The sequence below is a fragment of the Halomonas sp. LS-001 genome, from assembly GCF_052983955.1.
On sequence record NZ_CM129816.1, the window covers coordinates 2,630,898 to 2,645,557 of the forward strand.

The 14,660-nt window shown below is 52.1% G+C and carries 8 protein-coding genes; all 8 read right to left on the reverse strand.

The window, feature by feature from the left end:
* Positions 1–327: 327 nt before the first annotated feature.
* A complete protein-coding gene (locus tag ACU6TU_RS11945; RefSeq protein WP_447141630.1) occupies positions 328–2,634 on the reverse strand; it encodes a glycosyltransferase family 2 protein in 2,307 nt (768 codons plus the stop codon).
* 14 nt (positions 2,635–2,648) lie between these two features.
* Complete coding sequence (locus ACU6TU_RS11950; RefSeq protein ID WP_447141631.1) at positions 2,649–4,040, reverse strand: alginate O-acetyltransferase AlgX-related protein; 1,392 nt, start codon at positions 4,038–4,040, stop codon at positions 2,649–2,651.
* The gene (locus ACU6TU_RS11955; protein WP_447141632.1) at positions 4,037–7,087 is read right to left on the reverse strand and encodes a glycosyltransferase; all 3,051 of its coding nucleotides are present in this window, start codon (positions 7,085–7,087) and stop codon (positions 4,037–4,039) included. Before ACU6TU_RS11955 ends, ACU6TU_RS11950 begins: the two co-directional genes overlap by 4 nt.
* A gap of 64 nt (positions 7,088–7,151) precedes the next feature.
* Positions 7,152–8,318, reverse strand: coding sequence for a nucleotide sugar dehydrogenase (locus ACU6TU_RS11960; protein WP_447141633.1), 1,167 nt, complete (start codon positions 8,316–8,318; stop codon positions 7,152–7,154).
* A 65-nt stretch (positions 8,319–8,383) separates the two neighbouring features.
* A complete protein-coding gene (locus tag ACU6TU_RS11965) occupies positions 8,384–10,471 on the reverse strand; it encodes a glycosyltransferase (RefSeq protein ID WP_447141634.1) in 2,088 nt (695 codons plus the stop codon).
* 96 nt (positions 10,472–10,567) lie between these two features.
* The gene (rfbC, locus tag ACU6TU_RS11970; protein WP_447141635.1) at positions 10,568–11,113 is read right to left on the reverse strand and encodes a dTDP-4-dehydrorhamnose 3,5-epimerase; all 546 of its coding nucleotides are present in this window, start codon (positions 11,111–11,113) and stop codon (positions 10,568–10,570) included.
* Positions 11,114–11,389: 276 nt separating this feature from the next.
* On the reverse strand, positions 11,390–13,231 hold the full coding sequence (gene glmS / locus ACU6TU_RS11975) for a glutamine--fructose-6-phosphate transaminase (isomerizing) (RefSeq protein WP_447141636.1): 1,842 nt from the start codon (positions 13,229–13,231) through the stop codon (positions 11,390–11,392).
* A gap of 231 nt (positions 13,232–13,462) precedes the next feature.
* On the reverse strand, positions 13,463–14,554 hold the full coding sequence (locus ACU6TU_RS11980) for a hypothetical protein (RefSeq protein ID WP_447141637.1): 1,092 nt from the start codon (positions 14,552–14,554) through the stop codon (positions 13,463–13,465).
* Positions 14,555–14,660: the final 106 nt, after the last annotated feature.

The window sequence follows — 14,660 nt, forward strand, 5'->3', positions numbered from 1 at the left end:
CTGGTACATCATTAACGTAGGGCGGATTCACGGCGTAATCCGCCGTTTCTCGACATCGGTACCAGCATCCGGCTCGCCTCGCGGCGAGTTGGTGGCTTGCTCCGCGAAGCCACCCTACAAAACCTGGTACATCATTAACGTAGGGCGGATTCCCGGCGTAATCCGCCCTCACCGACCTCAACCATGGGAAATATATAACGGCGGATTCACGACGTAATCCGCCGTTTCTCGATATCGGCACCAGCATCCGGCTCGCCTCGCGGCGAGTTGGTGGCTTGCTCCGCGAAGCCACCCTACAAAACCCACCAGCGCTCACTCCTCACTAGCCTAACGCAGCGAAAAATCCTCATACACCAGCGTCAGGTTCGGATTGTAGGCAGGGTCATTATCCAGCAAATGCGCCCAGGTACGGCGCATATAGGCCATTTCCTTCAGCCATCTAGCACGCTTTTTCGGGGTGTCATCCGCTCCTCGGGAGATGGATTCGTGATGATAAAGCTCTGCATAAGGTGTCCATAGGTTGCGATACCCGGCCTGATGGACTTTCAGGCACAGGTCGACATCGTTGTAAGCCACGGCAAGGCGTGGCTCATTCAACCCATTCACCTCGTTGAACACATTTTTGCGCAGCAACAAGCAGGCGGCCGTCACGGCGGTCAGGTTCTGTGCCAGTTTCAGGCGGCCACAGTAACCATCGGACTGACGCGGAAAAAAGCGGTGCGCATGACCGGCAACACCACCCAACCCAAGAATAACGCCGCCATGCTGCAGGGTGCCATTCGGGTAATAAAGTTTTGCCCCCACGCACCCAATTTCCGGGCGCAACACCTGCCGTACCATTTCTGCCAGCCAGCTACCATCAATCGGTTCAATGTCATTATTGACCAGACCGATGATCTCACCTTTGGCATGCCGCACGCCGAAATTATTGATCGCTGAATAATTAAACGGATGATTCCAGCGCAGCACCCTGACACGAGGATCACGCCCCTCGACCTCAGCCAGATAGGTAAGCGTGCGCGGACAGGTGCTTTGGTTATCCAGTATCAACAATTCAAAGTGGCGATATTCTGTTAATTCCAGAATACGGTCGACACAGGGTTTCAGAATATCCACACCGTCACGGGTTGGCACCAGCAAACTGACCAGCGGTGGCTTTTCATTGATCGGCCAGTGAACATGCGCACTAAAAGGCAGCTGACCATGAGTAACGCTGGCATCACAACCAGGCAAGGTAAACTGAACCCAGTCCTCTACGAGCGAACCGGTGTAGTCCTGACGTTGCTGATCAGCATCATGGTGGGCAATATGGCGATGGTAGAGCATCCAGGGCAAGTGCTTGACTGCCACCGAAGCGGACTCTTCACGCTGATACTGCCAGGAGAGGAAACGCAGTGCCTGGGCGTGATCGATATCCGGGCGCGTTAATTCCCCACGTATCCGACGGCCAATTCCCTGATAAACCTCAAGACGCCACAACATCCGGCGTTTATAAACCGTCATTCGGCCAATATAGCCGGATGATAGCAACAGGTCCGGGTTCCATTGCGGCTTGAAGCGTGGTTTAGCGCGCTGTCCATCGCTGCCCAATACATCTTCATCGGCATAAAAAAGCTGACAATCCGGCTCATCAAGCCAGCCGTCAACGACTCTGGCCAAGGCTTCCGGCGCCAACACATCGCCAGGAGCAAGGCTCAGAATGCCTTCCCCGGTTGAATGGATAAATGCATGGTGACTCAGTGCTGTAAGGCTTGATTCACGACAAACGCTAACGCGAGACGCTTTTTCACACGTCTGATGAATCATTAGCCTGATCGCATGGGCCAGCTTTTCAGGCAACTCAGAAGAAACTGAAACACTTAACGCCCATTGTGGGTAATTCTGCGCCCGTAAAGACTCCAGCGTCTGTTTTAAACCGTCCATCCCAACTCGCTGGAACTCTTCTTCGTGCAGTGGCAAAAGCACAGCAAAAGTGGGCGAAGCAATGAGGTCATCGGGCTGCCAGTGAGCCGGAAGTCTGTCAATTTCAGGCTCAACATTCACTACCCAATCACTATAGTTATAGTGCGCACACGAGCGCATAAAGGTTTGGGTATGTTCCGCCAGAGCAATACTTTTCCAACTACAGGCTCGTGCCACGGATTCCTGATGCAAGGCCCGCCACACTTGACGCCTGCTCATGCCTTTATAATTCGGATGAATGCTCGACAGGCGCCGTGCCAGCCGGTCATGAGCAAACCAGGGCGTCAACCACACCCAGCGCAAACGCTGCACCTGGAACGCGCCCATGGCATTAACCGTGGTAATCAGGATGCGTTTCACACCGAACGGCATGAAGACAAGACGCTTGGCTGTTTTACCCGGGCGTAGCGGAATACCCAGCTGAAAGCGTTTATGGCGGGCTTCTACAGTAATAGTGGCCACGCCGTACATTTCGTCGCCGTTTACATCCAGCTCAATCATGTTCCAGCCTGGCCAGGGCCGTTCCCCTACCAGTTCAAACTGCAGCTGATCATCATCAGCCTGCCAGGGATGAAACACCGGTTCACGATGCCAAAAAGGTTTTCCACCCGCTTGTTGACTCAACCAACGTTGCGTCACATCGAATACTTTTGCCGCTGTCTTTGCCGACACGCTTCTGATCACTTTCAGCATCTCAACACTGTTCTCGCATATTCATCCCATCGTTCAAGGCCAACATCACGCAGGTACGCTGAATCTGCGTGAATATAGCGCTCGCATACCAATGCCTTATCATCTTTTTCCAGTCGAGACACTTTATCACGAATAGTCTCGACAAGCGGTTGATCCAACAGCGGAATCTGAATCACAAAACGGCCATTGGTCTGAATAACAAGATAGTCAGGCTGGGTAGCATTGATCACTTCCGGGTCAAGATTACCCGCCGAATGGATAAAAATGACACGCTGGAACAAGCGACACAGGTAATTAAACATCGAATAACTCGACGATGAACCAAAAATTAACGCTGTCCCCTGCTCGATCGCATCGGGATATTCCAATACGATGATCCGACCGAAATTAGGCAAGCCATTATCGTAGCGCTTATAGGGTTGGTATTTGAATGAGCGCAGAATATCGACACAACTTTTCTGTCGCGGTGTTAACTTGTTACCCAGATCGCCCCCCATCTCATGCTTTACATAGCGGTCCTTAGCCAGAGATTGCCGATAACGGCGAAAATCAAGCCTCAAGCGTTTTGCCAACACCACACTGGCAACCTTGGCGCCACGCTGAGTCCAGTGGGTATCGGTCGGAATAAATGCCCGATCGCCGAGTTTTTTTAACGCTTTGACAGGATGCAGAATTGAACAAGCCTCGCGAAGGCTTAACAATTGTGACATGGGGCCATCCCCCGCATCATAAGGGTGGTAAGCCTCCCCCATCACACTTTCCTTGGAGGGCGCAATCAGCATCCGCCAGGGGATGTTGCGTTGTTTTGCCAGTTGATCAACGCCTTGCAGATACGTCTGCCAGTCACTCATGCCTTTATCGGTCAACCGCAGGCGACCGCGAAACTGGTCAACGCTGGCATTGGTATCATTATCAAGAAACAGCCAACCCTGCTTGCCTTCCAGTACCTTCAAAGGGGCTGACATCGGTTTTGAAACCGGTGTGACAGCTACGTCTTCCAACAACCAGCGCTGCTCTCCCATGGTCATCAGCAAACGAAAATGAGCAATATGCGCAGGCACATGAAAACGAAACCCACAGCAAGACTGCAGGTGCTTGCCAGGCTCTGCCTGCAATACGGTTTCGACGACATCCGGCCGCTCAACATCCAGCGGATAGACGCCTTCCTGTTCAGCTGACCACTGAACCACAATCCGTACCTGTCCAAGCATTGCTTCGCTACCCTCAGGCATCAGTAACCAGCCTTGCACCCGCCGACCTGAAGCGTCTATTAGCGCCTCACGTTCAGGGGATGGATAGTCCAGCATCCATTTGTCAACAGGGAGTTCATCACGCTTGTTCGTGACAGCGCGAGTCTGACGCGATAACCAGTTCACCATGCTCATACGTGACGTTGCTTCCTCGGATCTCCATTCAATGCGCTGGCATAAACCCTGGCCAATGCCTCTTGCAGTGCGTCCGGGCCAAAACAGGCAACCGCACGCTCACGTCCTGCCTGGCCTAAGCGCTGGCGTAATTCTGGAGAATCCGCCAGTGCGGCTAAGCGGGTGGCCACACCATCAACATCACCCAAAGGCACCAGATAGCCGGTTTTTTCCGAAATCACCAGCTCTGGCAAAGCCCCCCAGTGGTAGCACACCACAGGGCGAGCAGCAGCCATGGCTTCCAATACGGTACGTCCAAAAGACTCCTGAAAGTGCGAAAGATTCAATACCACATCCAGCTTGGACATGGCCAATGCGGGGGAGTCAATGTAACCACCATCAATGATTCTGCAGCTCTGCTGCCCCTGGGAATCAAGAAGCGTGGCCAGATCTGGCGTTGGCGGGCCATATAACCAGATTTCGATTTGCTCCGTATGATGGCTCAACAAATCAGCCAGTTGGCGAATATCCGCAAGCCCTTTTTTTGCCAGATTGCTGCTAAGTATGCCGACCCGCAGAGTGTCGCCAGCCTCTCTGACAGGCAAAGCTAACAAAGGTGCCAGATCAATCGTGTTCGGCACAATCATCGTACGTTCACAGCCAATGGCGGCCGCCACACAGTGTGAATTCGCCACCGGAATATCGGCAAGCTCACGCACCCGCTGCATGATGTCAGCGGCAGAAGCGTTGAGCGTTTCGCAGAGCGCTTTATCATGTTCTGGCAGTTCACGTACGTGCATTACCGTAGGAATCCCCACAGTTCGAGCAGCATGCAGCGGTTCATCCAGCACGGCAGTATTTACATGCAGTACGGCAATATCAAACTGCTGAATTAACTGACAAAAGTAATCATGTGTGACAGGTTCAACGGGCTTACCTTTTTGCCACCAGCCATATGGCAGGATTGCTACGGCCAACGTTTCCGCCAGCAAGGCATCAACATACGACCGGTTTACTGCGCTTGGCAGTGTTACCACTACGTTCATACCAAGCCTGCGCAACCCCTGAACCACATCCAGCAGGCTACGTTCGGCACCGTAAAGCGTTTCCCCAGCGGCATGCCCACACACCAGCACAGTAGGCTGCCCTTCAACAGACGAGCAGACGCCTGGGATTATGGGCCTGGGTGAATAGTCGGCGTCATGTCCTGTGTGCAGGAAATGCAGCAGGGCTGACTCATCGTCAACCATTTCCTCAGCGTATAAATAGCGATAACCAGACACACTGAAAGACGGACCAGGGTCACGCCCTTGCGACTCACCTTCCTGCCAGAAATGTGTTAATGGGTCTACCAGCGCCTGTTGTAGATCAACGTGGGTGCGCAGATACCAGCCCGCATCAAACCATGGTGTGGGCTCATACTGCGCTGCCTGAAGCATATCCAGAGGGTGCTGATAAACGGCTTGCTGAGTCAGTTCACGACAAATCGCAGGGGGAGCGTAAAAAGGACGCTGTGTGGGATTCTGTGCCAGGAAAAGCCCGTCAGGTGCCGCCGCTTGATGCCAACGACGGGCACTGGCCATGTAGTCATGACGGACACCCAGAAACTGGGTCACCAGATGCGTACTACTATGCTGGCTCAGTGATGACGCATCAGAGCGCCCAAAAGACAAAGGAACACCCGGCAAAGCTTCACAGATAGCGCCCTCACCAAAAATGGCCTCCAGACGCTCGCGAAATTCACTGTCGGCGTTCACCTTGACATCATCCCAGAAGCCCACGCGGTTCAACGCCTCACGGCGCACCATTAAAGAAGACAGATTGGGATAAACCCAGCCCTCGTTATCAAGGCGCCAGCGATGAAACAACAGGGTCGGCGTCGCCCTGACCCACCAGGAAATCGAAGCCTCTGCGCTGGTGATATGGTTCAGTGCTTCAATCTGCAGGCGCAGTTTATCCGGGTGCGACCAGTCATCACTGTCATGGGTGGTAATCAGTTCCCCACGCGAGGCAGCGACACCGGTGTTGCGTGCCGCATACGCCCCTTGATTGGCCGCATGACGGATGATACGCAACTCAATATGGGCTGGGCAGTCATCACGGAGCGCTTCAACCGCTGCCACGCCAGCATCCACACTGGCATCATCCACCACAATTATCTCAAAAGGAATCGGCGCACCAGAAAAGCGCTGTTCAAACAGGCTCCGCAAAGCGGTTGAGATGGAGGCCACCGCGTTATAAAGCGGTATCACCACACTCACTCGTGGCGTCCGGGGAGCTGCTGAGGACTTGGCCGCAGCTTCTTCCGGCGCCAGATTATCCAGCGTAAGCGGCTTTTTTTCAGAAGCTTTGCGCACCGTGGCCAATCCATGTGCTGCCCACATCGCATTGAGCGGGCTCAATTGCGCCTGATCGTTCTGAGCCGGTGCCGCTTGGGCCATTGCTGCCTGAGCCAGTGCTGCGTTGGATTGAGCCAGAAACGTATCTGCATGGTCATCGTCATGTTGTTGCAAAGCTGACAACGCCTGGTACATCACCGAGTTATATTGCGTATCAAACAACGCACCGCTTGTGCGCTCATCTGCCGCCAGCGCCAGGCGGGTGCACGCCTCAACCGCGAGTAGCGCAGGGGCTCTGGACGTATCGCCCGAGAGCACAGGCCACTCAACCAACAACGGCGACAACCACCCAGGCAGCACGCTCCAGTTATGTTGCCAGGGCCACCAGCGGGCCAGCGCCCAGCGAGCCTGCTGGCGCTCCTCCGGCGATGCATCAGCCGCCTCTATAAGCCACTCCAGGCGCGGCACCATGATGGCATCCGCACCACGCCACAGCGCATGATCCCAGGCAACCACACGGTTGCGACGTGGCAAACGCCCTTCCGCGCGCCCATGGCGCTGATAATGCAGCCATGGGTCGATACCGCTAGCGGCGACGTCCGGGTAAGCACTCAAATACCATTGACTATCGAAATCATCAGGCGGGTCATCCGTGAAGCTTTCTCCTGACTGGCGGCGTTTTCTCGCGTCAGGCCTGGCCCCCATTAACGAAGCAATCCATGTCCACACTAATTAATCTCCTCGGGGCCAAAAGGCACATTGTATATGGCGTCAACACGCTGTTGCTGAAAGATCAATCACTGCCGAACAGATCACGGGTAAAGACTTTATCCGCTACATGTGCAAGCTCGTCGACCAGGCGATTGGCCAGAATCACATCGCACTGCGCAGTAAAATCGTCAAAATCACGTATCACCCTGGAACCAAAAAACGTCGTGTCTTCCAGCACGGGTTCATATACCACAACTTCTATACCCTTGGCCTTGAGCCGCTTCATCACACCCTGCATGGCGCTGGCCCGAAAGTTATCCGACCCGGCCTTCATAATCAGGCGATAAACACCCACGACCCCAGGATTGCGCCGCAAGACAGATTCCGCGATAAAGTCCTTGCGGGTACGATTCGCCTCTACAATGGCCTGAATCATGTTGTTGGGCACATCCTGATAATTGGCCAACAGCTGCTTGGTATCCTTTGGCAGACAATACCCCCCATAGCCGAAGCTTGGGTTGTTGTAGTGCTTGCCGATACGCGGATCCAACCCGACCCCTTCGATGATCTGACGGGTATCCAGCCCATGGGTCTGAGCATAGGTGTCCAGCTCATTGAAATACGCCACACGCATCGCCAGGTAAGTATTGGCAAACAGTTTAATGGCTTCCGCCTCAGTGCTGTTGGTCAGCAGTATTTCAACATTCTGATCCATGGCCCCCTGTCTGAGCAATTCAGCAAACGTCGCCGCACGTTCGGAGCGCTCCCCCACAATAATGCGCGACGGATAAAGGTTATCGTGCAGAGCCTTGCCTTCACGCAGAAACTCGGGCGAGAACAGAACGTTATGTGTCCCCAGGCGCTGACTGACCTCCACGGTATAACCCACCGGCACCGTCGATTTGATCACCATCACCGCGCTGGGGTTAACCGCCATCACCTGCTGTATGACCGTTTCAACACTTTGCGTATTGAAGTAATTGGTGGCCGGATCATAGTCTGTTGGCGTCGCGATAATCACGTAATCTGCCGCCTGATAAGCCTCTTCTGCATCCAGGGTGGCATGAAAATGAATATCTTCCCGAGCCAGAAAGGCTGACACCTCGGCATCCTCAAGAGGCGACTGACGCTGATTGAGCTGTTCCACCCGCTCTTTGACGATATCCACCGCGACTACGTCATAATGCTGCGCCAATAGCAGCGCATTCGAAAGCCCGACATAACCGGTTCCTGCCACCGCAATTTTCATAATCTTTTTTCACCCAAGTTCTGGCACAGACACTTTAAAACCAACACATTGATCATAATTAAACGTTATTTGATTGGCTGCCAGCTTTTAAAGCCTGTCATTTCAGGATAGCCGTCCAGTGGAAAGTCCAGTAGCTTCTTATCTGTTATATAAAACTCTTTTGCTTCTATCTCTTGGCCCATTACTACGGGTTCCACCTTACTTTCTCGCAGCAACTCAAAATACAGATTACATAAAGAGTCAGTGGTTTTATCAAAATCAGGCCAATAAAAAAGCGCGACTTTTTCGCTACCACATTGGCCTATGTAATCCGCCGCCTTCAAACAATCTTCAAGGCGTGAAAAATCACCCGCTATAACCGCTCCAAACACAAGCGGCCCTTCCTGACGTTCAAACATATTTCTCGGTGCAGGAAAGATACGTTTCGATTCACTACCTGAAATATGCAGCTCACTTTGCGTCACATGCCACCAACGGCAAATTTCACGATAGATATGACGGAGACCAAAATAAACTGTCCGTACATGCGTTGCCTTGGTTCGCGTAAGAGAAGCATCTTCATCTAAGGCCAAAGCCAATGGCGTATCAGGATATATTTTGGCCAGCGATGAATTGCCATAAAAAGCTTGCATCCGCCATATATACTCTGTGTCGCCTCCAACTCTCACGACATCCCAGCCCCCTAGCGTTTCCAGCACCTCCCTACGAAACATGAAGGAAGACTGGCTCCAATGGATGATATGCTTAACAGGACGCCAATTCTGAGTGAATGACAAATCATCGCGAACTCGAACCCAGTGAACGGAACAGCCCATCACAGACGTGTTTTGTTCCATATACTCTACTTGCCTGGCGATTTTCTGAGGGTGCGACCAGTCATCACTATCATGCGTTGTGATCAATTCGCCTGTTACAAACTTGAGCCCGTAATTCCGTGCCGCATAGGCCCCCCCATTTTCAGACGGCTGTATCGCCCTGACACGTGAATCCTCTTTTTCAATTTCCTGAAGGATAGTGAACGTATCATCTGTTGAACAATCATCAACAGCAATAATTTCAATGTTCTTGTAAGTTTGATTAAGCAGTGATTCTATCGCTATACGGACTTGATGACCGGCACAATATATAGGCATTACGATGGAAACTTTTTTTCCTTCGGTAACCTCCTGATCGCTCTCTCCCTTAATATTTAAAATGGAAAGCGGCAACCTTTCATCCTTGCGCTGTATACCCGAAAATCCGTGCAAGCCAAACGCCTTGTTGATAACCTCCAAGCGCTCTTCGTCGTTATCAATCGCATTTGCCAGGGCAAACCGGGCATCTGCATCCCGTTCATTTTTAGCAATATAGCGCTGCAATACCTCTGCAGCATCACCTTTCCTCTCTAGCGCTAACAAGCAGAAGGCTTTCAGATATACAGTTTCTTTTCTTAAGCTATTAACATCAGGCAAATTTTCCATTGCCGTTGCATAGCTTAAGGCCTCCTCTATATGGCCGCAGAAAAACAACCAGCGAGCCGCTTGCCAAAGTGCTGACCAGCGCTTATCACCGTCAAGGTTTTCATTCTCGTGAATTTCGCGCAGAACCTTCATTGATGTGATCGAGTGACCACTCCAGAGTTTGATCGCCAATTCAGCTAACTCATTATTCTTCTTACTTTTCTGGTTAGCAATTTTAAAGCTACTTTCATTGTGCTTGTAAAGATAATGCAGTAGAGGCATTTCGCCACGCTGCATATGTTTACCATTATTTTCCAGGTAACCATTAGTATTAAAACGTTTACATGGATTAAACCCAAGACGCCAACCTAAAACCAGGTAATGCATGACGGCATCGATACCGTTAGGGAGAAAGTTTTTATACTCCTCCAGATACCATTTGCTGTTAACCAATCTTGATCTTTTGACATTGGAATACATTTCTTTTGTAACTAACGCATTCCCCTTGGCAGTAACCGCTTGTAGAACGGCATTTGCCTCACCCCCCTCCTTGCCACTGGCAAGCAAGGCTTCAGACAGGTTGACGTAATAAGGTTCAAAGGCAGAATACCTGTCAATCGCCTGCAGATAGGCATTGATGGCATCCTCGTACTTTCCTTGACGAAATAAGCTATTACCTTCAGCAAAGGGCGATTCAAACGTTGTCTGGTTCATGTTCAAAGCCATACAGGTTGGCAGGCAGCCCAAGCCGCCCTGGTTTTAATCAAAACGTAAGCACAGCAAAACATCGGTATGTCAAAACGTGACATATCAAAACGTCGGTGCCTCACGAAACGCCACCGCCTCAGCGTCCTTGGCGGAAAGCATGGGCGGCTGCTGGTCAAGCAAAGGCCAGTCAATTGCTAAATCCATGTCATCCCACCTCAGTGACACCTCATCCCCAGGTGCATAATAATCACTGCACTTGTAGACAAATTCAGCCTCTTCACTCAGCACATAGAAACCATGTGCAAAACCTGGCGGCACCCAAAGTTGCTGCTTGTTCGCAGCAGACAGCGTCACACCGACCCACTGGCCGAAAGTGGGGCTGGCCTGGCGCATATCAACCGCCACGTCATACACTTCTCCCCGTATCACCCGGACCAGCTTGCCCTGGGGCTGCCGATACTGGTAATGCAAACCGCGCAAAATGCCTTGACGCGACAGGCTGTGATTATCCTGTACAAACGCAAAATCGCCACAGTGCTCAACAAAAGCACTGTGGCGAAAGGTTTCCATGAAAAAACCGCGCTCGTCACCAAAAACGCGCGGTGTCATCAATACAACATCGGGTACTGCCTGAGGCTCAAACTGCATGTCAAAAGGCCATTGTTCTGAAAAAAACCATAGCCTAACACACGAGCCTGTATTTCCATTGTTAAGGTAAATATTCGAATTTCTTCACCGTATTCGAATTGCTTCGGCGTTTTCAAAATGCCCCGTGTAGGGTGGATTCACGGCGTAATCCGCCATTTCTCAGCCTCGGCACCATAACCCGGCTCGCCTCACGGCAGAGTAGGTGGCTTGCTTCGCGAAGCCACCCTGCAAAAACCGGTATATCATCAACATGGCTGAATTAATGACGCAGGTTCATTACTCAACCGTGACGCTTTTCGCCAGGTTGCGTGGCTTATCCACGTCGGTGCCTTTTACTAAGGCAACGTGGTACGAAAGAAGCTGCAACGCGACCACATGCAACACAGGAGATAACAGACCATAGTGCTCGGGCATCTGCAGTACATTTACGCCTTCGCTTTCGCTCACACGGCTATCGCCATCGGCAAATACATACAGCTGGCCGCCTCGGGCACTAACTTCCTGCATGTTGGCCTTGAGCTTTTCCAGCAGTTCATCATTAGGTGCAATGACGACCACTGGCATTTCGGCATCCACCAACGCCAGCGGGCCGTGTTTAAGCTCACCCGCCGGATAGGCTTCCGCATGAATATAGCTGATCTCTTTCAGCTTGAGCGCGCCTTCCAGTGCAATCGGGTAATGGCGACCACGTCCAAGAAATAACGCATGATGTTTGTTAGCGAAATGCTTGGCCCAGGCTTCGATGCTGGGTTCCAGCGCCAGCACTTTATCCACCGCAACCGGCAGATGGCGTAGCTCATCCAGGTAGGCTTTTTCGTCTTTCTCACTCAGGCGCTTATTAGCCTTGGCCAGCAGTAGTGTCAGCAGGAAAAGCGCGCTTAACTGGGTGGTGAATGCCTTGGTAGAGGCCACCCCGATTTCCGGCCCGGCGCGAGTAATAAAGCGCAACGCAGTTTCACGCACAATGGCGGATTCCGGCACATTACAGATCGCCAGCGTGTGCTTCTGGCCCTGGGCTTTAGCATGTTCCAGCGCCGCAAAGGTATCTGCTGTTTCACCTGACTGGGAAATTACCACCACCAGTTGACGCGGGTTCGCCACACTCACCCGGTAACGGTATTCACTGGCAATTTCAACATTGCAGGGCACACCTGCCACCTGCTCGATCCAGTATTTCGCCGTCATCCCAGCGTAGCTCGACGTGCCACAGGCAATAATCAGCACCGAGTCTATTTGCTGAAAAACGTCGGCGGCTTCAGCGCCGAAGATACCCGGCTCCAGCTTCCCAGCACCACTGATCATTTCCAGCGTATTACCCAGCGCCTGAGGCTGCTCGAAGATTTCCTTCTGCATGTAGTGATTAAACTCACCCAGCTCCACCGCATTTGCAGAAAGGCTTGAGGTGATCACCGCACGTTCAGCCGGCTGACCATTGCCATCAACCAGCGTGATACCCTGGCGCGTCAGCTTGGCCACATCACCATTATCCAGGTACATCATGCGCCGTGTGACAGACAGCAATGCCGACGCATCTGACGCCGCATAATACCCATCCTCGGCAACGCCCAGCATTAACGGCGAGCCTTCACGCGCCACAATCAGGGTATCTGTCTCATCTTCGCTGATTACCGCCAGCGCAAATGCCCCCTGCAATTGCGCCACGGCTGCTTGCACCGCCGCAAAAAGATCAACGGCCGGCTCGCCCATATCGCCCTTCAGGCAAGCACGAATCAGGTGGGCAATGGTTTCGGTATCAGTGTCAGACGTAAACACATACCCAAACCCCTGCAGCATGGAGCGCAACGACTCATAATTCTCGATGATGCCGTTATGCACAACCGCCAGGCCGTCAGAGATATGTGGATGAGCATTATGTTCTGCAGGTACGCCATGGGTCGCCCAACGGGTGTGGGCAATGCCGACTTGCCCCTGCATTGCCTTTTCTGCCACACGGGCTTCGAGCTCAGCCACACGCCCTTTGGCGCGGGCGCGCTGCAAGCCATTGTGCAGCACCGCCAGCCCAGCAGAGTCATAGCCACGGTATTCAAGTGTTCTCAGGCCCTGAAGTAGAAAGGGAGTACATTCCGTTGCGCCGATTGCGCCGACAATGCCACACATAGACGTTCCTGTTCTTAATGGTGATAGTGATAATGAGCCAAGCCCAGAGCAGTAGTACCCATGGTAATGGTTTCAAGACGAATCGTGAATGGTGTCCGAGGCCAATTCCATCTTTAGCCACGGATGAACACCGGCAGGCACAGATAAAAACTGCCTGGCCACGGACCCTCACAGTCAACACGGACGAAAACCACAAAAGGCTTTTTGGGTTTCATTTACTTGCTTTTGCCTTTATCCGTGTTTTCCGTGTGTGTCCGTGGCTAAGTTGTTATCTGTGGCTAAATTGTTATCTGTGGCTAAATTATTAACAGGCAAACAGTTCATGACGTGCTGCATTAAAGACTCGGGAGGAGGAGGCGCCGCTACCACCGTTTTTTTCTCAGATGTATTTAATGGCGAAAAAAGCGCTTTGCGGTCAGGAAGATAGCGCTTTCGCAATTTGATAAGATCCTCCTCACGGCTAGTAAGAAACGTCTTTCGGCTTGCCAGATCCGGCCATAAATCATAATGAGGCTCCGGGTAAGCCTGATCGATCAGTGCCTGCATTTCAGGCTCACGTAGCTTCTCGATAAACGCGTGGCTTTGTTCGCGTGAACTGAAGTGTTGGTTAACCGCGTTTTTGATCACCGTTTCTACCGGGGTCAGGCTGGTACGCACTCTCTCTGTTGGCGTATGCCCTTCCAGAGAATAACCCAATGCACGGTAAAACGACTCACCCAATGACCCCTCACTGGCGGTCAGGTCTTCGTACAACAACACCCGTATGGTACCAAACACCTGATTAATCACATTGGCATTCGCCCTGTAATTCACACCAGCAGGCGGATTCGCCACATAATCGGCAAACGCCGGTAACTGAAGCTGCCTGGAAGCATTAGCAACGGATTCCTGATAAAGGCTACGGATATAATCGTCCGGTCGGCGGAAGACCACGATCGGTACCACATCAAAAAAGCTCAATACTTTCTTGAGAGCCGTAAGATAACGCTTACGCTTGATACGATAATCGCCCTGCCCAATCACATGGCGATACATTGCCTCTGCGCTAACGATCACTGATAGATTATGCTCAACAGCTTCCGTTTGCCAGTAGCCTACCAGCGCCTGCGCCTGTACGTTGGATAACCTGGTTGGCTGATATGTAAACGCATGCGCCCAGGAATGATGGCCATCTTTCAGACGGGATATAAACGGCGAAAAATCCGGGTAAAGAAGGCCCTGACGACGCAACACCTCTTGATTGGCAACAGAAAAAACCTGCAGCGCCGTGGTTCCCGTTTTATGCGTACCCATGTGCAAATACAACTTGGGGCGATTAGACACCACCGAAACTCCTTGTTAATACGGCTTAAAATTGGCCAGTTATGCCATGTAAATGCTGTTGAGTAAGGCCACGGATAGACACGGAAAGCACGGATGAGGTCAAAAA